Source organism: Campylobacter sp. JMF_06 NA1 (genome assembly GCF_027737785.1).
Lineage (GTDB): Bacteria > Campylobacterota > Campylobacteria > Campylobacterales > Campylobacteraceae > Campylobacter_B.
The window spans coordinates 135,714-153,753 of the sequence record NZ_JAOVUA010000004.1 but is presented as its reverse complement, the minus strand read 5'-3'; the positions used below and the strand labels follow the sequence as shown (position 1 = coordinate 153,753).

General features: G+C 40.8%; 15 protein-coding genes and 1 pseudogene. 3 read left to right on the top strand and 13 right to left on the bottom strand.

Translation table 11 applies throughout. The features are described from left to right. Positions 1–157 precede the first annotated feature (157 nt). Positions 158–781, bottom strand: coding sequence for an FAD-dependent thymidylate synthase (thyX, locus tag OFO07_RS05975; protein ID WP_270871298.1), 624 nt, complete (start codon positions 779–781; stop codon positions 158–160). 129 nt (positions 782–910) lie between these two features. Here thyX and OFO07_RS05970 point away from each other — a divergent pair, with 129 nt between their 5' ends. Both OFO07_RS05970 and OFO07_RS05965 read left to right on the top strand, forming a co-directional pair. Then, complete coding sequence (locus OFO07_RS05970; protein ID WP_270871297.1) at positions 911–2,263, top strand: sodium-dependent transporter; 1,353 nt, start codon at positions 911–913, stop codon at positions 2,261–2,263. Between the two features lie 26 nt (positions 2,264–2,289). Further along, the gene (locus tag OFO07_RS05965) at positions 2,290–3,627 is read left to right on the top strand and encodes a sodium-dependent transporter (RefSeq protein ID WP_270871296.1); all 1,338 of its coding nucleotides are present in this window, start codon (positions 2,290–2,292) and stop codon (positions 3,625–3,627) included. Between the two features lie 53 nt (positions 3,628–3,680). On the opposite strand, the gene OFO07_RS05960 is transcribed toward OFO07_RS05965, so the two are convergent. The 7 genes from OFO07_RS05960 to OFO07_RS05930 form a co-directional block, all read right to left on the bottom strand. Further along, on the bottom strand, positions 3,681–4,703 hold the full coding sequence (locus OFO07_RS05960) for an acyltransferase family protein (protein ID WP_270871295.1): 1,023 nt from the start codon (positions 4,701–4,703) through the stop codon (positions 3,681–3,683). Between the two features lie 455 nt (positions 4,704–5,158). Then, positions 5,159–6,691, bottom strand: coding sequence for a bifunctional phosphoribosylaminoimidazolecarboxamide formyltransferase/IMP cyclohydrolase (gene purH / locus OFO07_RS05955; RefSeq protein WP_270871294.1), 1,533 nt, complete (start codon positions 6,689–6,691; stop codon positions 5,159–5,161). A gap of 40 nt (positions 6,692–6,731) precedes the next feature. Continuing rightward, positions 6,732–7,598 carry a DnaJ domain-containing protein gene (locus tag OFO07_RS05950; protein WP_270871293.1) on the bottom strand — a complete coding sequence of 289 codons (867 nt, stop codon included), beginning with the start codon at positions 7,596–7,598 and terminating at the stop codon, positions 6,732–6,734. Between the two features lie 2 nt (positions 7,599–7,600). Then, a complete protein-coding gene (purL, locus tag OFO07_RS05945; protein WP_270871292.1) occupies positions 7,601–9,793 on the bottom strand; it encodes a phosphoribosylformylglycinamidine synthase subunit PurL in 2,193 nt (730 codons plus the stop codon). Between the two features lie 53 nt (positions 9,794–9,846). Beyond that, the gene (locus OFO07_RS05940) at positions 9,847–10,599 is read right to left on the bottom strand and encodes a glycosyltransferase family 2 protein (RefSeq protein ID WP_270869634.1); all 753 of its coding nucleotides are present in this window, start codon (positions 10,597–10,599) and stop codon (positions 9,847–9,849) included. Beyond that, positions 10,596–11,387 carry a polysaccharide deacetylase family protein gene (locus OFO07_RS05935; protein WP_270869635.1) on the bottom strand — a complete coding sequence of 264 codons (792 nt, stop codon included), beginning with the start codon at positions 11,385–11,387 and terminating at the stop codon, positions 10,596–10,598. The genes OFO07_RS05940 and OFO07_RS05935 overlap by 4 nt, the downstream gene beginning before the upstream one ends. Then, positions 11,384–12,379, bottom strand: a complete 996-nt coding sequence (locus OFO07_RS05930) for a glycosyltransferase (RefSeq protein WP_270871291.1) — start codon at positions 12,377–12,379, stop codon at positions 11,384–11,386. Before OFO07_RS05930 ends, OFO07_RS05935 begins: the two co-directional genes overlap by 4 nt. A 312-nt stretch (positions 12,380–12,691) precedes the next feature. Here OFO07_RS05930 and OFO07_RS07880 point away from each other — a divergent pair. Continuing rightward, positions 12,692–12,850, top strand: a pseudogene (locus tag OFO07_RS07880) (DapH/DapD/GlmU-related protein); the annotation flags it as partial. Between the two features lie 152 nt (positions 12,851–13,002). On the opposite strand, the gene OFO07_RS05920 reads toward OFO07_RS07880, so the two are convergent. Genes OFO07_RS05920 through OFO07_RS05900 form a run of 5 tightly spaced genes read right to left on the bottom strand, consistent with a single transcriptional unit; the run spans position 13,003 to position 18,032 of the window. Continuing rightward, the gene (locus OFO07_RS05920) at positions 13,003–13,980 is read right to left on the bottom strand and encodes a glycosyltransferase (RefSeq protein ID WP_270871289.1); all 978 of its coding nucleotides are present in this window, start codon (positions 13,978–13,980) and stop codon (positions 13,003–13,005) included. Further along, the gene (locus OFO07_RS05915; protein ID WP_270871288.1) at positions 13,977–15,173 is read right to left on the bottom strand and encodes an O-antigen ligase family protein; all 1,197 of its coding nucleotides are present in this window, start codon (positions 15,171–15,173) and stop codon (positions 13,977–13,979) included. The genes OFO07_RS05920 and OFO07_RS05915 overlap by 4 nt, the downstream gene beginning before the upstream one ends. Next, positions 15,170–16,261, bottom strand: coding sequence for a glycosyltransferase family 4 protein (locus OFO07_RS05910; protein ID WP_270871287.1), 1,092 nt, complete (start codon positions 16,259–16,261; stop codon positions 15,170–15,172). Before OFO07_RS05910 ends, OFO07_RS05915 begins: the two co-directional genes overlap by 4 nt. Further along, entirely contained in the window at positions 16,258–17,151 is an 894-nt protein-coding gene (locus OFO07_RS05905) for an ELM1/GtrOC1 family putative glycosyltransferase (RefSeq protein WP_270871286.1), read from the bottom strand. Before OFO07_RS05905 ends, OFO07_RS05910 begins: the two co-directional genes overlap by 4 nt. Continuing rightward, positions 17,151–18,032, bottom strand: a complete 882-nt coding sequence (locus tag OFO07_RS05900) for a lysophospholipid acyltransferase family protein (protein ID WP_270871285.1) — start codon at positions 18,030–18,032, stop codon at positions 17,151–17,153. The genes OFO07_RS05905 and OFO07_RS05900 overlap by 1 nt, the downstream gene beginning before the upstream one ends. Positions 18,033–18,040: the final 8 nt, after the last annotated feature.

The following is an 18,040-nucleotide window of genomic DNA, read 5'->3' as shown; positions in this document are numbered from 1 at the left end:
GAAGGGGGCTTGAATTGCGAGGTCGCTCCCCTTCCCCCTTACAAACCCCCAACCCCCGACGACGCTTTACAAGGTGGCTAAATTTAAAGCGAAGCTTTAAATTTAGCTAGTTTTATTTAACTGAAATGCTTCGCATTTCTTTACAATGACACAAATTTTACAATTCTTGCGGATTTGCCTTATACATACAATGCTCGAAGATAAATTTATGCTCCTCTGGCAGTGCTTCATAAATCGCATTTGCGAGTGCGCGTATCTCCCAAAGTGCCGATTTGCTAGAACGAAGAGAGAGGAAGTTTTGCAAACTTCTAGCATTTATGCTCCACGCTAGCTCGGTTTTGTAGCACTCTGGCAGGCAGTATTTGGCGATATCTAGGCTAGTGTTTGCACCTAAAATTTCCCTTAGATTATTTAGAGCTTTTATGCTTGCGCTATCGACGGCGTCGTTGCCTGTTAGCACGATGTATTTTGCGGCGCTATCGCTCGTGATCTCAGGTTCATTTCTTAGCTCTTTTAGCGTGTAGCGGGTGGATTTCACACTCAGACTTGCCATACGATGCCTCGCTAATTCTTGCAAAAGCGCGCGCGAGATGCCCTTGATATAAAAATTATAAAAAATATGTTCGAGCGTAGATGAGTGCTTCATTTCATTTCCCACGCGGTTGATTAACGCTAAGTCCTTTTCACCGCCGTTATCGCCCCGCTCGAAGCTTTGCCAGCAAGTTCTTATGGCGTTTGAGCATACCCAAAGTGGCGTGAAATTCAAAAGTTTTACTTCCATAAATTTTCCTTGATTAAATTTTATAACGCGTGATTTTAGCCAAAATTTTATAAATTTAATCAAATTTAAATAGCTTAATGTAAGCTAAATTCTGATAAAATTGGCAAATTTTTTACCAAAAGGAAAAGTATGAACGACAAATTCACACGCATTGGTTTTATTTTGGCGGTCGCAGGCTCAGCCGTGGGACTTGGAAACGCTTGGAAATTCCCCACACTCGTAGGTCAAAACGGCGGTAGCGCATTTATTTTGCTCTATCTTTTACTCACATTTTTGGTAAGTTTTGTCATTTTTATCGGCGAAATCACCATAGGTCGCCTTGGTGAGAGCGATCCAGTCGATAGCTACCGAAGACTTGCCCCTAGCAACAAAGAGCTTTGGAGCAAGGCTGGATTTTTGATGATTACTGCGCTTTTGATTTACTCATTTTACAGCGTCGTAATGGGCTGGATCTTGAAATACACAGCCACATCGATTTTTTCGTTGCCTCAAAATTTAGACGATAGCGGTGCGATGTTTAACGCTTTGATTTCGAATTCACCGCTTGTAGCGATTATCTGCTTTACGATAATGTCGCTTGTGTGCTTTTTGATCGTCTCAAAGGGTATCAAAAACGGCATTGAGAGATTAAATATCTGGATGATGCCTAGCCTTTTTATCCTGCTTGTGCTTATGGTTTTGTATTCGGCTAGCTTCGATGGATTCGCACAAAGCGCAAAATTCTTGCTTTTGCCTGATTTTAGCGCGCTAAATTCACAAAGCGTGCTTGACGCGCTAGGATTAGCGTTTTTCACACTTAGCCTTGGCGTAACTACGATTTTGACATACGCTGCAAGCCTGCCAGAGCGCACCAATATCCTAACTTCGAGCATTAATATCGTTTTGATTAATGTAATGATTGGCGTTATGATGGGTTTGGTTGTTTTCACATTTATTTTCGAATTTAACGGCGATCCAGCCCAATCAGGTCCTGGGTTGATTTTCGTCTCCCTTGCTGTGCTATTTAGCAAACTTGGCTTTATCGGACATATTTTGGCGTTTGCGTTTTTCTTAACATTGCTTTTCGCCGCCATTACCTCAGCGATTTCGATGATTGAACCAGCTGTTTATTACCTAGTCAAATCCCGCGCATTTTCTCGCGCGAAAGCTTGCGTGGCGGTTTTTGTATTTACCTATGTGCTAGGGATTGCCTGCATTTTGGGATACTATGGCGCGACAAGCGAGTATTTCGTCATCGCAGGACAGCCGTTTTTCGACGCGCTGGATTATTTGACATCTAAAATTTTAATGCCACTTGGCGGATTAATCATCGTCATTTTCGTAGGATATGTCATCAAAAAAGACGGCGTTTATGCCATACTTTCGCCATATATGGGAGATTTGGGATTTAAGATTTGGTATTATGTCCTACTTCGCGTGGTATCTCCGCTTGCGATTTTTGTAATCGCGCTAAGAGAGCTAGGAATCGTAAATTTTGGATAGTCAAATTTGAAATTTAAAGAAAGATTATGAACGATAAATTTAGCAAAATCGGCTTTGTTTTAGCGGTCGCCGGCGGTGCTGTGGGGCTTGGAAATGCGTGGAAGTTTCCAACCCTAGTCGGCAGCAACGGTGGAAGCGCGTTTGTGCTTTTATACCTCGTGCTAACGCTTGGGATTGGGTTTAGCCTATTTTTAGCCGAAATGGCGATTGGGCGCATTAGCAGAGCCGATTTGCCTAGCGCGTATAGATATCTCGACCCCAAAAACGGCGAAAAGTGGAAATTCGCTGGAATTTTCATAGTGGGCGGAATTTTTGTTTTGTCATTTTATCTCGTAATCCTTGGCTGGGTTATGAGATACATTTTCATCGGTTTTAGCGCGCTTCCTGGCTCAGTAGATGAGGCTGGCGCACTCTTTGGGGGCGTGATTTCGCACTCGCTATTTTCAAGCCTTGCATTTTATGCGTTAGGGCTTGTGCTGACACTTTTTGTGGTATCGCGCGGAATCAAAAGTGGCATAGAAAAGCTAAATTTGATAATGATGCCCCTGCTTTTCGTGCTTTTGCTTTTAATGCTAGGATATGCGGTTTTTATGGACGGGTTTGGCGAGGCGGTGAAGTTTTTATTCACGCCTGATTTTTCCAAAATCACCGTCGCTAGCGTGCTTGACGCGCTTGGGCTTTCACTTTTTACCCTTTGTATCGGGATTGGCTGTATCGCTGCGTATGCTGCTAGCCTTGGAGAGGGTGTAAAGCTAGTGAAAAGTTGCGTAAATATCGTATTTATCAATATCGCAATCGGGCTAATGATGGGGCTAATCGTATTTACATTTATCTTCGAATTTAATGCTAGCCCATCTCAGGGCGCAGGACTAGTGTTTGTATCGCTTACCACAATGTTTGCTAAGCTTGGCTTTATGGGGCAAATTTTAGCGATTTTGTTTTTTGTGTCGCTGTTTTTTGCTGGGATTACGAGCGCGGTTTCGATGATAGAGCCATTTATCTTGTATCTTGTCAATCATTTTGGCATTTCTAGAAACAGAGCGTGCGGGTTATCAGGCATAGTCGTAGGCGCGCTAGGGGCGTGCTGCACGCTATCAATGAACGCGGAATTTGGCGAGAGTTTTACATTTTTTGGCAAGGGATTTTTCGATATTTTAGACTTTTTGACCTCAAATATCATGCTTCCTCTTGGCGCACTAAGTTCGGCGATTTTCGTCGGATTTGTGATGAAAAAATCCCTTTTAGCGGAGTTTTTTGGCGAAGATATGGGCAAGGGTGCGTTTGAGATTTGGTATTTTTCGCTAAGATTTATAGCCCCTCTTGCAATAATCATAATAATGGTAAATTTGCTATTTTTTAGCTAAATTTGGAGAGTAAAATTTAAAATTTGGGCTACCGAAATTTCGGTAGCCTTTTTTTATGCTTTGCGAATTTTTGAGTAGATTACCGCTACGATGTATGATAGCACGCTCACAGCTACAAACATTAATAGCACAGGATTCATATCCCACTCTGCTTCGTCGCCAAAAATAAGCACGGCAATATAAATGATGAAAATGTATTGCAACACATAAAACGGCGTTACAAGCACACTTATTGTTTTTAAGCAAGACATAATCAAATTTGGAAGCACCTTAGCTACCAGATACATTAGCCCAATCCACGCCAAAACAAAAGCGATAAACATTATGTTAAAAAATATGTTTTGGTGGTAGTATGGGTCGCCGTCCATCATATCGTCCCACGCATAAAACTTCGCCAATACCACAGCCGAGGCGATGAAGATAACCGCGCAAATAAGGCTTAGCTTTGTGTATAGGCTGCCTTTATCTTCTGGGCGAGTGTAGATTAAAATATCAGCGAATAAATACCCAGCTATCGGGTAGGCAATCCAGCTTAAAAATGGAAAATAGCTTCCCTCATGTGTGCCCCAAAATAGCCCTGTTACTGCCAACATTGCGTCAGATTCAAACTCTGCGAAATTCTCGCCTAGATACATTGCCACGCCTGAGCAGATGATTCCCACTATGAGATAGCCTAAATTTGATAAATTTAGCTTTTTCATTAGCGCAAAAAATATAAACGCAAGTCCCGCAAACTGCAAAATATCCGCATCGTAAATCTGCGTCCAGTTTTCTTCGAAAATTTCAGTGTCATCGTTTAGCTTAGAGCTAATGTAGTATGGAAACACATACACAAGCGCATTAAAGACATAAGATAACACCAAAAATATCACGCCACGCTTAAAAAGTAGTCCCGGCGCAGAACGCCTAGAATACACAATACCGCAACCCAAAATAAACATAAAAACAGGAGCAGCAGGCGGTGAGCCTAGAAAGTTTGCGACCTTGAAAAACACGGAATCTTCGCCGTTGTAGAAGTATTCCACGCAGTGGATTAGCACCATAAAGATTACAGCAAGACCCCTCGCTATATCCAACTCGTTTTGTCGCCCGGCATTGGGCAATGATAAGAAATTCATCTGTTTAAAACCCTCTTTTTATTGGTTTGAAAAAGCCTAGATTATAGCCTTTTATAAGTTTAAATTTACTTAATAGCGTAGTGAAATGCTATGGATTAGAAATGAGATAAATTTATAAGAAATTTGGGTTTAGTTGTTTGGTTTGTAATTGCGAGAATTTGCATAGCAAATTCGAAGCAATCTACGAGTGTAAAATTTAAGGTCAGTGTTTTTGCAAAATTTATGAAATTTTATGAATTTTACAATTTTGGCATTTAGTTGTTTTAAAGTCGTAGATTGCTTCACTTTCTACGAAAGCTCGCAATGACAAATTCGGCAAATTTAGTAAATTTCGCATTTCAAGCATTGCTACCTTGTCGGTAGTGAGCACGAAATGCGAAACATTTAAACATTTAATCTAGCAGATTTGGGAATTAATGTAAAAAGTGGCGAATTCCTGTAAAATACATCGCCATACCGAATTCATCTGCCGCTGCGACGACTTCATCATCACGGATTGAGCCACCCGGTTGGATTACGGCTTTTACGCCTACTTCATTAGCGATTTCTATGCTATCTTTGAAAGGAAAAAACGCTTCACTTGCCAGTGCGCAACCTTGCAAATCCAAGCCCAAATCCCTTGCTTTTGCCACAGCTGCGCGCGCAGCATCGACACGGCTTGTCATACCCATGCCGATCGCCACCATTGCCGAATTTTTCACATAAACTACGCAGTTTGATTTAGTTAGTGCTGCCACCTGCCAAGCGATTTGCAAATCGGTAAATTCGCCCTCATTCGCCGAACGCTTGGTAACGCATTTAGCATTTTTAACCTCATCAGCGCCCACATAGTCGCGTTCTTGATAGACAAATCCGCCGTCTATGAATTTAAAGTCATATTTATCATTTTCGCGCATTAAAAATTTATTCTCTTGTGTGAAAATTTTAATGCGTTTTTTGTTTGCAAATACTTCAAGCGCGGCGTCATCGACATTTGCAGCAATTATAACTTCCACAAAAATTTCATTGATTTTCTCAGCTAATGCTTTATCAAGTGTGCCGTTTATCGCCACCACGCCACCATAAGCTGAGACAGGGTCGCATTTAAGCGCTTCTATGTAGCTTTCTAGCAAATTTGATTTTATGGCAAACCCGCACGGATTTGCGTGTTTGCAGATACTTACTGCTGGGGCTTGCCCAAAGCTACTTGCTAGCATAACTGCGCCGTGAATATCGGTCATATTGTTAAAACTTGCTTCGCCTTTTAGGGCTTTGAAATTTAGGCTAAAAAAGTTTTCGAATTCATACAAAGCGCCCTTTTGGTGCGGGTTTTCGCCGTATCTTGTCGCCATGACTTTTGAGCCTGTGATAAATTTTTTAGCACCAAAACCGCCGTTAAATCGCTCGTTCATATAGTTTGCTATCATGCTATCATACGCGGCAGTGTGCTCGTAGGCTTTTATCATAAGGCTTCGGCGAAATTCCAAATCAGCCGAATTTGAGCGAATTTTTTCCACAACTAAATCATAATCCAAAATGTCCGTTACTATCAAAACATCTTTGAAATTTTTTGCTGCACTGCGCACCATAGCAGGTCCACCAATGTCGATATTTTCGATAATCTCATCAAAATCATCTGTGCGAATCGTGGTTTGCTTGAAAGGATATAAATTTACACAAACCAAATCAATCCCGCCAATGCCGTGTTTTAGGGCTTGTTCGGCGTGATTTTTGTCGTCCCTTTTGTGCAAAATTCCGCCGTGAATTTTAGGGTGCAGGGTTTTTACTCTGCCTTCAAACATCTCAGGGCTTCCTGTGTAAGCACTCACTTCCACAGCATTTACGCCGTTTTCGCAAAGTAGCTTATAAGTGCCACCCGTGCTTAAAATTTCCCAACCCAAATTTGCCAAATCTTTTGCAAATTCCACTACGCCGTCTTTGTCGCTAACGCTGATTAACGCTCTCATGCTCACTCCTTTATAAATTGAAATTTTTAAATTTTAAAATTTAGCTTTCGCCCAAACGCTCTTTTAGGCTCTCATACGCTTCATTGATTTCTTGAAGCTTTTTCGTGCCTTCTTGGATAATCTCGTCATCTGCGCCCTTGCCCATTAAAATATCTGGGTGGTATTTTTTGACTAGTTCGCGGTATTTTTTCTTTATTTCGCCAAAACTAGCACCCTTATCCACGCCCAAGACTTCGTAAGGGTCTTTTTTCGAGCTGGCATTGCGCGCAGAGCCACCATATCCGCCGCCATAATTTCCGCCATAACTGCCGCCATAACCGCCAGAATTTCGACTATTTTGGTAGCCACCACGCCCGCGGTTGTCATAATTTTGGCTAGAACCGCCGTATGTGCCATAATAACTCGCCTCAAACATAGCAAAAATTTGACTTACCACATGTGAAGGCATACCAAATCCACGCGCGATTTTGGCGATTATATCTCGCTCTTGCTCGCTAAATGAGCGATCGATATAGGCTATGTTTAAGAAAAAATAAATTAGCGCCGCTTTTCGGCTCGAACTTAGGTGAAATTTTTGATTGTAATGAAACGCGAGAGAGTAGATATCGTGCTCTTTGTCTTTGTTTATCTTATAAACTTGCTTCAAAAGTTTTCTCTCGTTTTCGCCGCCACCCATTTTGCGAACCAAATCGTCCAAAATCTCGCCTATCATCGTGGCTTCTGTTTCATTTACCACGCCGTCGCTTTTGGCGACCTTTGCAGTTAGGGTGATTAAAATTTTCGCCTCTTCAAGGCTCATTTTTGGCTCTTTTCTCTCATAGCCGGAATTTCCGCTAATACCGCTTATAAATCCCTTTATAAAATGATAAAGCAAAAAAGCCAAAAATAGATAAAAAATACTCGACACTATTAATCTTCGCTTCTAATTATTTTCGCAAATTCGTTGAAATAAATTTCGCTCAACTCTCCCAAATCGCGCGAAATGCTATTGATTTGGAAAATTTTACCACCAGTAATGCCAAGTTTTACGAAATTTAGCCCTGCTTCGCGCGCCAAGCTTTCAAATTTTGCTTCATCTTTTACGCCGAAAATCGCGCGAGTAAAGCTCTCGTCGAAAATATCTCTCTCATCATCGCACGGCATTTTAAACTCGCCACCCATTTTGCCCACACACGCCATTTTGGCTAGGGTGATTGCCACGCCACCGATTCCTACGGAGTTTGCGAAGCGCAATGCACCCTGCTTGCCCGCTTTAATCGCAAAATCCCAAAGTTTGCGCTCTTTGGCTAAGTCTAGCTTTGGTAGCATGCCACCGATTGCGCCTTTTACGGCTTGTTGATACAGCGAACCTGAAAACACGCCGTGTGTATCGCCCACCAAATAGACGCTAGTATCAGCCTGAGTGAAATCGCTAGGGATAATCTCGCCATTATTTACACCCACAGTTACGATAGCTGGGGTCGGCTGGATACTCACACCCTCTGTTTCGTTATACAAGCTCACATTTCCGCTCACAACTGGCGTATTTAGAGCCTTGCAGGCCTCTTTGATACCCTCTGCGCCCTGTGCGAACTGCCACATAACCTCTGGGTTTTGCGGATTGCCGTAGTTTAGGCAGTCAGTTATGGCTAGCGGTGTCGCGCCACTAAGAGCCACCTTGCGTCCGCTCACAGCCACAGCAAGAGCCGCGCCAGTGTATGGGTCGATATAGTTCATGCGGGTGTTGCAATCCATAGCGATTGCGAGTTTTGCGCCATTTTCTTTGACTCTCATTACCGCTGCGCCTAGTTTGCCCGGGCGTTTGGCTGAATTTAGCCCCACATTTGCGTCGTATTGATCGTAAATCAAAGATTTATTTAGCACATCTGGGTGCGAAAAAACCTTGTCGAAATCGGCGTTTATGTCAAATTTATCAGAGCATGTGCATAAATTTTGGTTTGCTATTTCGTCCAAATACGCTGGGCGTTTTGTAGGGCGGTCTAGAATTGGAGCTGCTTCGCTTAAAGGCTCGATTGGAATCTCGCCAGCTAGCTCGCCATGCCAGTAAAGCTCCATTTTACCGGTATTTGTTACTTCGCCGATGACTTCTGCGTCTAAATCCCATTTCGCAAAAATCTCTTTTATCTTATCTTCGCAACCTTTTTTCGCGCAAATTAGCATACGCTCTTGGCTTTCGCTTAGCATTAGCTCGTATGGCGTCATACCACTTTCACGCATAGGGACACGATCAAGGTGCATTTTCATACCGCTTCCGCTTCGCCCTGCCATTTCAAAGCTACTAGAAGTAAGACCCGCCGCGCCCATGTCTTGAATTCCAACGACGAAATCAGTTTTAAAAAGCTCCAAACAAGCTTCCATTAAAAGTTTTTCGGCAAACGGATCGCCAACTTGCACGGTTGGGCGAAGAGATTTGTTTTCATCGTTAAAGCTATCACTTGCCATAACAGCTCCGCCAAGCCCGTCCCTGCCTGTTTTTGAGCCTACATAAATGACTGAGTTTCCCACGCCTTCTGCTTTGCCGTAGAAAATTTCATCACTTTTTACAATTCCAAGAGCAAAGGCATTTACCAAAATATTTCCATTAAAACTGCTATCAAATGTCGTTTCGCCGCCTATCGTAGGGATTCCCATGCAGTTACCATAGTGTGCGATACCGCTAACTGCGCCTTTGACTAAATATCTTTGGTAGCGATTTGTTTTGGAATTTCCCACGACATCGCCAAAACGAAGCGAATTTAGATTTGCTTCAACTCTTGCGCCCATTGTAAAAATATCGCGCAGTATTCCGCCTACGCCTGTGGCTGCGCCTTGAAACGGCTCGATGTAGCTAGGGTGATTGTGGCTTTCCATTTTAAAAACAGCCGCCATGCCACCGCCAATGTCGATGACACCGGCATTTTCACCGGGACCTTGTATGACCCATGGAGCCTTGGTCGGAAAGCCGTTTAGGTATTTTTTGCTTGATTTATATGAGCAGTGTTCGCTCCACATAGCCGAAAAAATGCCAAGTTCTAGCAAATTCGGCTCACGCCCTAGAATTTCTAAAATTTTCGCATATTCGTCTTCGCTGATTTTGTGTGCCGCAATGGTTTTTTTATCCATTTTATCGCCCTTTTAGTGGAATTTAATAACTTTTTATAATAGCTAAATTTTGCTTAATTTCCTTTTTTGTTAAGCCAAATTTCATACAATTTTGCCTCTTTCATAAATGCGTAAAATGCGTTTATAACGGCGATTATGAAGCCTTTTTTGCCGTCAAAAAAACTTCGCCTTAAAAAATACGATTTGAAAAAGACAAGCGGAAAGATAAAAAGCAGTTTGGCTAGGCTCGGTTTTTTGCCTTTTTCAAATTTTTGCTGTGCGCGCAGGCTCGAATAGTTGTTGTTTTTGCTCACTAGCTCTTTGATTGGTTTATCGCTGAAATGATAAATCACGCCACGAGATTTTCGCGCCTTGCCATTTATGCTAACTTGCGCATGCACGCCCAAATTTCGGTATTCGCCAGCACTTTTGCGAAAAAATCTAATGTGGGTGTTTTTGCGCACTCTATCATCGACGATCCCGCCCATATAAAATTCATGAAATTTAATATCAAGCCCGTCGAATTCGCTCTGCGCCATAAACTCACAAATTTCAGCTTTTAGCTCTTTGCTTACTTCCTCGTCGCCGTCAAGGTTTAGCACCCACTCGTGTGAGCAGAGTGAAAAAGCATAGTTTTTTTGCACACCCTCGCCTTGCCAATCGTGGTGGTGGATTTTCGCGCCGTATTTTTGCGCAATTTCTAGCGTTTTATCGGTGCTGCCGCTATCGACGATGATGATTTCAGCGAAATCCGCGACACTTTTTAGCATTCGTTCGATATGTTTTTCTTCGTTTTGCACGATTGCATAGACACTTGCATTTATCATAGTTTATTCCTTATGCGCGTAAATTTCAGCCAAAAATCAAAAAAACTCTCCGTCCCCAAAACGCCAATTCGCTTAATGGCAAATTTATCATCGCCCGCTTCGTAAAGTCCGCGCTTTACCACGACCGCGGCGCAGTATCCTGAATTTCGCGTAAGCGATAAAATTTCATCATTAAATTTGCCGTAAGGATAGGCGAAAACTCTGCACTCGCGCCCAGTGATTTTTTCTAACTCTTTTTTGGATTTTTCGATTTCATCTCGCGCTTTTTCGGGCTCGCTCGCCCACAAACGATCTAAATTCGCGTGGCTTAGCGTGTGAGAGCCAAACTCGATTAAATTTGAGCGGTGCATTAAATTTATCTCATCGCTAGTTAAAATTTGGCTTAAATGCTCGGTATTTCCGCGCTCCCAGTCGTTTTGCGTAGCGGTAGCCACCACAAAAATCGTGGCTTTGAAATTATATTTTTTCAAAATTTCAAAGGCGTTTGTGTAGTTATCCATAAATCCGTCATCGAAGGTAATACAGACCGATTTTGGCGGGATTTGGGCTAAATTTGCTAGCTCGCTAAGCGTGAAAGTAGTAAAGCCGTTTTTGGCTAGCCATGCGATTTGGGCCTCAAAATCAGCTGGGCGAACGCGCCATTTATCAAATTTATCGCCCTTATGCTCGCTTATGCTATGATACATCAGCACGCGCGCCTTGTCCCAGCCCTGCGGGATCCGCCACCAGTTATACCTGCACGAAAACGCTATAAACGCCACAGCTAAAATTGCGAAAAAATATATCATTTTTTAAAATCCTTTATCAAATTTTCATAAGCATTAATGTATTTTTGCGCCATTTTTTCTACGCTAAATTCGTCTTTTTTGGCTTTGATAGGGGCGAAAATTTGCACGAATTTATCGTAGTTTGCGTGGATTTCATCTAGTTTGTGAGCTAAATTTTCTGGCGTGGCGCTAAATTTTAGCTCACTAGGCAAAATTCGCTCACAAATGCCAGTATTCGTTGAAATCATAAGTGGCGAATAATAAATCCCGTCAATCGCCACAAGTCCGTAAGCTTCGAATTTCGAAGCGATGATTTGTAAATCGCAGCTTGCTAAATGATCATTTATATTATCCACGAAACCGCGCAAAAAGACCTTTTTATCAAGTTTTAGCTCGCTAATTAGCCTTTCTAGCTCACCTTGCTTCTCGCCCTGACCAAATATCTCGCACACAAAGTCAAATTTCACCAAACTAAGCGCTTTGATGACCACATCCATTTGCTTAATGGCGCTTAATCTGCCAGAGCTGATGATGTGAAATTTATCTAGTTTTTTAATCTTTTCTGGCTTTTTATACAAAATTCCATTTTCGATAATTATAGAATTTGGCGGTAAAATCTTTTTTGTCTCATCTAACACAGCCACGCACAAATCAGCTAATTTATAATTTTTTTTGAATTCCAAAGTGTGTTTTGTGGCAATCAGCGGAATTTTCTTTTTCATAAAAAATCTAGCATTATAGATAATCTCTATCACTTTTGCATTGTGAGCGTGTATGATATCTGGGCTAATTTCATCTAAAATTTTAGCAATTTTATGCAAAAAAATGGGGTTGTATCTGTTTTTTTTAAAATTTATCTCTATTAATTTTACATTTTTGTCTATGTATTTTAAAATATTTTTATCGCTCATTAGATAAATTTCGTGTTCTTTAACTAATTCGTTGCATAGCTGGACACAAGCGTTTTCTGTTCCTGCAAATTTTATCCAATTAAGAGCGTGTAAGATTTTCAAACCATTTCCTAAATTTTAAATCCTGCGATTATCTCATATTACCGCTTTATACTTCGTTAAATTTAATTATTTTTTCTATATAATGGGCAAAAAATTTAAGGAAAATTTATGTTTAAAAATTTGATAAAAAAGCTAAAAGGCAAACCCACATACAAAAATATAAAAATGGGCAGTAATGTCCATATTATCAACTCTTGCATCGATGAGGCGTTCGGTCATCTCATCAGTATCGGCGATAATGTAACCATTACAAACGCTACAATTTTAGCCCATGATGCAAGCACAAAAAAAGTCCTTGGCTACTCTAAAATCGGCAAAGTCGAGATAGGAAATGATGTTTTTATCGGTTATGGAAGCATTATTTTACCACGCACAAAAATCGGCGATAAGGTCATAATCGCAGCCGGAAGCGTAATCACAAAAAATGTAGCCTCAAATTCTGTTGTCGGCGGAAATCCAGCAAGGCTGATTTGCACATACGATGAATATATGCAAAAAATGCAAGAAGCGCTACAAACCTCACACAAAAGCGAAAAACACCCAAAAAATATGAGCCAAAATGAGCTTTTAGAGCAAACAAGAGCATTGAGTGATTTTAGCTTGGGGTTTAGCGTATAAATTGCCTATTTTAGGCAGTTTTCGTAATAATTTTTTAGAGTGGATATATAATTTTCAAATTTCAGACTATTTTTTATCTCTTTGTGTTTTTCGCTAAATTTTTGCGAATACATATCGTAATTTTTGTAAATTTTACTAATTTTTGCGCTCATATTTTCATAATCGATAAAAAATTCCTCATCTAAAATTTCACTAATTCCACCAACTTTGGTGCCAAGTAAAACATTAGCATAAAAAATCCCTTCAATTAAGCTAATCGAAAGCCCCTCACTACGAGATGATATGATTTGTAGGTGCGAATTTGCTAGCCTTTGTGCGACATCGTCTTTAAATCCGAGGAGCACCACTTTGCTTTGCAAATTTAGAGAATTTATTAAATTTTGCAAATTTTTTCTCTCTTTTCCCTCGCCGACAATTTGCAAAACAAAGTCAAAATCAAGCTTACTAACAGATTTTATCAACTCATCAAAACCTTTGATAAAATCTAGTCTTCCAACCGCAATAATGCTAAATTTATCGCCTAAATTTCGTGAAATTTGCCTTTCTTTAATGCCAAAATATATAACTTCACTTTTGTGATTTATGGTTTGGGCTACGCTCTTTGATACAGAAATGACATTTGAAATTTTATTAAAAATTTTGCCCTTTCGCACATTATGCTTTGTAGCAACCTGCGTAAAATCCATAAATTTATTCAGCAAAAATCCCATTTGCGAAGCTTTTGCGCCGTGAGTGTGTAAAATTTGGACGCCAAATTTTTTCAATACTTTTAAAATTTCAAAATATAAAAGTAAATTCCACCTTTTATCATAGTTTTTATACTCGTAAATTCTAACTTTTGGCGAAATTTTATCTTTATACAAACACCCGTTTGGCACGATTAAAAGCACTTCATCGTTTTGGCATAGCTCATTTATGCTATCGCAAACGATTTTTTCTACGCCGCCATAGATTGTAGAGCACGAAAAATAGGCTATTTTCACGCATCGGCCTTTTGTGTAAATTTATCAGCAAAAATCAAAAACGCAAATAAGCTTAGATAGCTCATCAGCCTTTTTGTATCAAACAGACTAAAATCAAATTGAATTACAATGCAAAAATATGCCAAAGCGCAAAAATAGATGAAATTTTTACTTCTAAATATCTCTTTGATAGCGCAAAACAGCACCCCAAGCCATGCTAGAAGACCAAAAATTCCAGTGAAAAGCAAAATTTCAAGCTCAGCATTATGCACCATGACAAATTGCATAAGTTTTTTTGGTTTTTCTAGGCTAATCCAAGTTTGCACACCATGCCCAAAAATAGGATTGTTTTGGATTTGAGTAATCGTGTATTCCCAGATAATATCTCTGTAACTAGTGCGTCCAGTTAAAAGATGATTAAACCTAATCGCAACGGCATCAAAATAAAAATAAATCCCCAAAACAATAAGGCTAAATAAAATCAAAACTAAGAGTATAAATTTTATATTTTTTCTAAAATTTAAAGCCGCCCATAAAAGCATAGCCGCACTCACGCCGACCCACGACGAACGCGAATATGTAAAAACCAAAACGCTAATATGCAATAAAAACGAAACTATGCCAAGCTTTGGCTTGTATTTTGTAAAAATCAAGCTAAACACAGCCCCTATGCCCATCATAAGCCCTAGCCTGTTGCGATTATCCAAAAGCCCAGTTAGACCTGTTTTTTTGATATTATTTACCTTTTTGCTTAGGATTAAGTCTGGATTATTTATCGCTTGATAAATCGCCGATACCAATAAAATCGATGTTCCAAGCAATAAATATAAAATAATCTCTTTTTTGGAGAAAAATTTCAACTTATAAAAATAAGCCAATGCGATAAAAACAAAACCATATCTAGTGACAAAAATAATGATATTTCGCCACGATTTTTTTGTCAAAAGCTCGGGGTTTAGGAGATTTGCGATAACCATAGAAACAATGATTAAAAAGACAAAAAACGAAAAAAGCTTGACTTCTTTTAAATTTGCGATTAAAACGCTGAAATTTTTGTAAATTACAACATGCAAAATCGCCAAAACTATTATATAAATCGTCGAAATTTGATACACGCTATTTTCAAATGCAATCGAACAAAGCCAAATTATAAGCCCGAATTTTAGCGCACTTTGCCAAGGATTTAATCTGATAAAATCCAAAATTTTACTCACACCATCTCCTTATACACACTCATAGTTTTCTCCACCATTTGCGTTAGGCTAAAATTCTTTGCTATGTAGCCGTATCCATCAAAGCTATAATCTTTCGCGCGCAGTATCCTATCAGCCAAATCTCTCTCGTCGCCCACGGCAAAAAGCTCACCATTTACGCCAGATTTGATTATATCTAGCACGCCACCGTGATTGCTCGCCACCACAGGCGCGCCCATAGCGATCGCCTCAGCTACACTTCGTCCAAAACTCTCTGGCTTTTTCGATGCGCTCACGACCACATTGCTTAGCGCGTAAATCTCAGGGATTTTGCTTTGCGAACCCGTAAAAATCACGCTTTGCGCCAAATTTAACTCACGCGCTAAATTTTGCAGCCCCAAAAAATACTCTTTTTTATCCTCTCGCACACCGCCCACGATTAAAATTTTTAGCCCCTCACCAAAGCTTTGCTTTAAAATTTGCCCCGCTTTTATGAGCGTTTCATAGTCTTTGAGTTGCGTTATGCGGCCGACACTTGCGACGATGAAATCGCTATCTTTTAGCCCAAATTCGGCGCGAAATTTCGCCATAAAATCGTGGTCTAAATTGCTAGGATTAAATTTTTCCAAATCAATTCCGCGCGGAATCACCCTGATTTTGCTGACATCTGCGCCGAAATTTCGCACCACATAATCTTTCGTAGCGTTGCTGACACAGATGATTTTATCGGCTTTTACCATGATTTTGCTGTAAAAATTCACAGAATTTAGCCCATGCACGGTGCTAACTAGCCCAAAATTTAGCCCCCTTTTGGCGAATTTCACTAGCCACGCAGGCACGCGAGAGCGCACATGCACGATATCTGGGGCAATCTCGCGCAAAATTTCTTTTAGCGCACTAGCGCGGGAAAATGCTGTGAATATATTTTTGGAGCAAACATCGAATTTTATGTGGCGCACGCCGTTTTTTTCTAGCTCGCTTACTAGCTTTCCGCCATTGCTAATCACCACGCTCTCCACGCCAAATTTAGCAAATTCGCGCGTGAGCTCGACTACACCGCGCTCGACGCCACCTTCGTTAAGTTCTGGCAGTATTTGCACCACTCTCATAGGCTAATTCCTTGCAAAATTTGGCTTAAATTTATCTTTTTTGTCGGTTTTAACTCGCCGTTTTTAGCGTAAATTCGCAAACACTCATTTTGCGCTAAATTTGCGATAAAATCGTCAAATTTATTGTGCGAATTTTTGCGTGGAAGTGCCAAAACAGCGACATTTGCGCGACCATTGCACACAGCCTCGCTTATCATCGAAACAGAATCTTGCGTGATAAAAATCCACTCGCAACCCTCCAAAAAATCGCCGATTGGATTAATCTGATTTTTGCTGTAAATCACGCTAAAATCGAAATTCGCGCGCTCAAACTGCGCCTCGATATCGCGTGGGGTGCGTGGGCTAGTGGTTATAGCGTATTCGTGGAGCGGAAATTTTGCCTTAATCTCTTCTACAATGTCGCAAATTTCGCTATTCATATCAAACGAAGCGTTTGGCCCACCGATGACAAATGCAACCGCGCTTTTTTTGGGAGTGTAGAAATTCCCCGTTTTGCTAAGGTTTAAATTTGTCGGCAAAATCACCACATTTGGCGCAGTTTGCGTGGTATCGTGAGCGTTTGCGAAAATGAGCGAAAAGTCCTTTTTATAGCCTTTTGGATACATTAGCGCGACGCTTTTTTTGCCAAATTTCGCGGCGCAGTATTTTAAGGGATAGTATGTCGCCGACCCAGCTCCTACGAAAATATCAAAATTCGCAAAATTTTTGTTTTCGCACTCGAAAATTTTAAATTTCAGCCCCAAAAAATCCAAAAAATATGAGAGAATTTTTAAAATTTTGTTTTTATAGCTAACTTTGCAAAGCTCAAATTCCAAGCCTTTTAACTCGCAAAACGCCACGCTTTGGCTCTCATGCCCCTTGCGCCCGTCGGTAAAGATAAGCGCTCTCATCAATCAACTTTCCAGCGATTATGCATCCAAAACCACTGCTCGGGCGCACTTCGCACGACCTCTTCAAAGATATCGTTGCACTGCTGGGTTATGAACTGCTCGGCCTGTGATTTTTCTAAATTTTCGCTTGGCGGGGTGAAATCTTTAATGACGATTTCGTAGCGACCATCACTCATGCGACGCGCGAAAACGGGGATTAGGACTGGGTTAAATTTCAAATACAGCGACGCAATCGTCTTTGTGGTGTAACACTCGCGCCCAAAAAATGTGGTTTTTAGGCTGTTTTTTCCGCCCGACTTTTGATCTGGCAGGATTCCTACATTTTTGCCAGCTCGTAATCTCTCGACAAGCCCGCGCATGGCGTCATCTTTGTAGATTAGCTCGTTGCCGTATTTTTTGCGAAATGGCGTAACTAGGCGGTCTTCGATGAGTTCGTTATTTCCCCTGCGCCCCACAACCGCCACAGGAAAGCCGTTCGCGCCGTAAAAATGGGCCAAAACTTCCCAGTTTCCAAAATGCGCCGTGAAAAACAAAATGCCGTTTTTGCTATCACCTTTTAGTGCTTTTACCTTTTCTAGCGCCTCGTCTTTGTTAGCAATAAGTGCGCTAAAATCGAGCCTCTCGTGGTAAAAAAGCAGGGTTTGGGTCAGGGTTTTGGCCACAGAGCGGAAATTTTCGCGCGCTAGGGTTTTAATCTCGCCAGCTGATTTTTGTGGGTAGGCAAGGCTAAGGTTTTTTATAGCGATTTTTGCGCGTGATTTTAGCGCAAAAAAGGCGAATTTTGCCAAGAAATCAAAGAAAAAATATAAGAAATTTGTCGGTAGAATTTTGGCTAATTTTATTAAAATTACGACTATGAAATATTCAAATTTTTCTCTCATTTTCACCC

What these genes read in the sequence shown, in the direction of transcription:
- OFO07_RS05905 (WP_270871286.1), bottom strand. Translation starts at nt 17,151, where the DNA reads ATGAGAGCGCTTATCTTTACCGACGGGCGCAAGGGGCATGAGAGCCAA.
- OFO07_RS05900 (WP_270871285.1), bottom strand. Translation starts at nt 18,032, where the DNA reads ATGAGAGAAAAATTTGAATATTTCATAGTCGTAATTTTAATAAAATTA.
- purH (WP_270871294.1), bottom strand. Translation starts at nt 6,691, where the DNA reads ATGAGAGCGTTAATCAGCGTTAGCGACAAAGACGGCGTAGTGGAATTT.
- OFO07_RS05970 (WP_270871297.1), top strand. Translation starts at nt 911, where the DNA reads ATGAACGACAAATTCACACGCATTGGTTTTATTTTGGCGGTCGCAGGC.
- OFO07_RS05910 (WP_270871287.1), bottom strand. Translation starts at nt 16,261, where the DNA reads ATGAGAGTGGTGCAAATACTGCCAGAACTTAACGAAGGTGGCGTCGAG.
- OFO07_RS05965 (WP_270871296.1), top strand. Translation starts at nt 2,290, where the DNA reads ATGAACGATAAATTTAGCAAAATCGGCTTTGTTTTAGCGGTCGCCGGC.
- purL (WP_270871292.1), bottom strand. Translation starts at nt 9,793, where the DNA reads ATGGATAAAAAAACCATTGCGGCACACAAAATCAGCGAAGACGAATAT.
- OFO07_RS05940 (WP_270869634.1), bottom strand. Translation starts at nt 10,599, where the DNA reads ATGATAAATGCAAGTGTCTATGCAATCGTGCAAAACGAAGAAAAACAT.
- OFO07_RS05935 (WP_270869635.1), bottom strand. Translation starts at nt 11,387, where the DNA reads ATGATATATTTTTTCGCAATTTTAGCTGTGGCGTTTATAGCGTTTTCG.
- thyX (WP_270871298.1), bottom strand. Translation starts at nt 781, where the DNA reads ATGGAAGTAAAACTTTTGAATTTCACGCCACTTTGGGTATGCTCAAAC.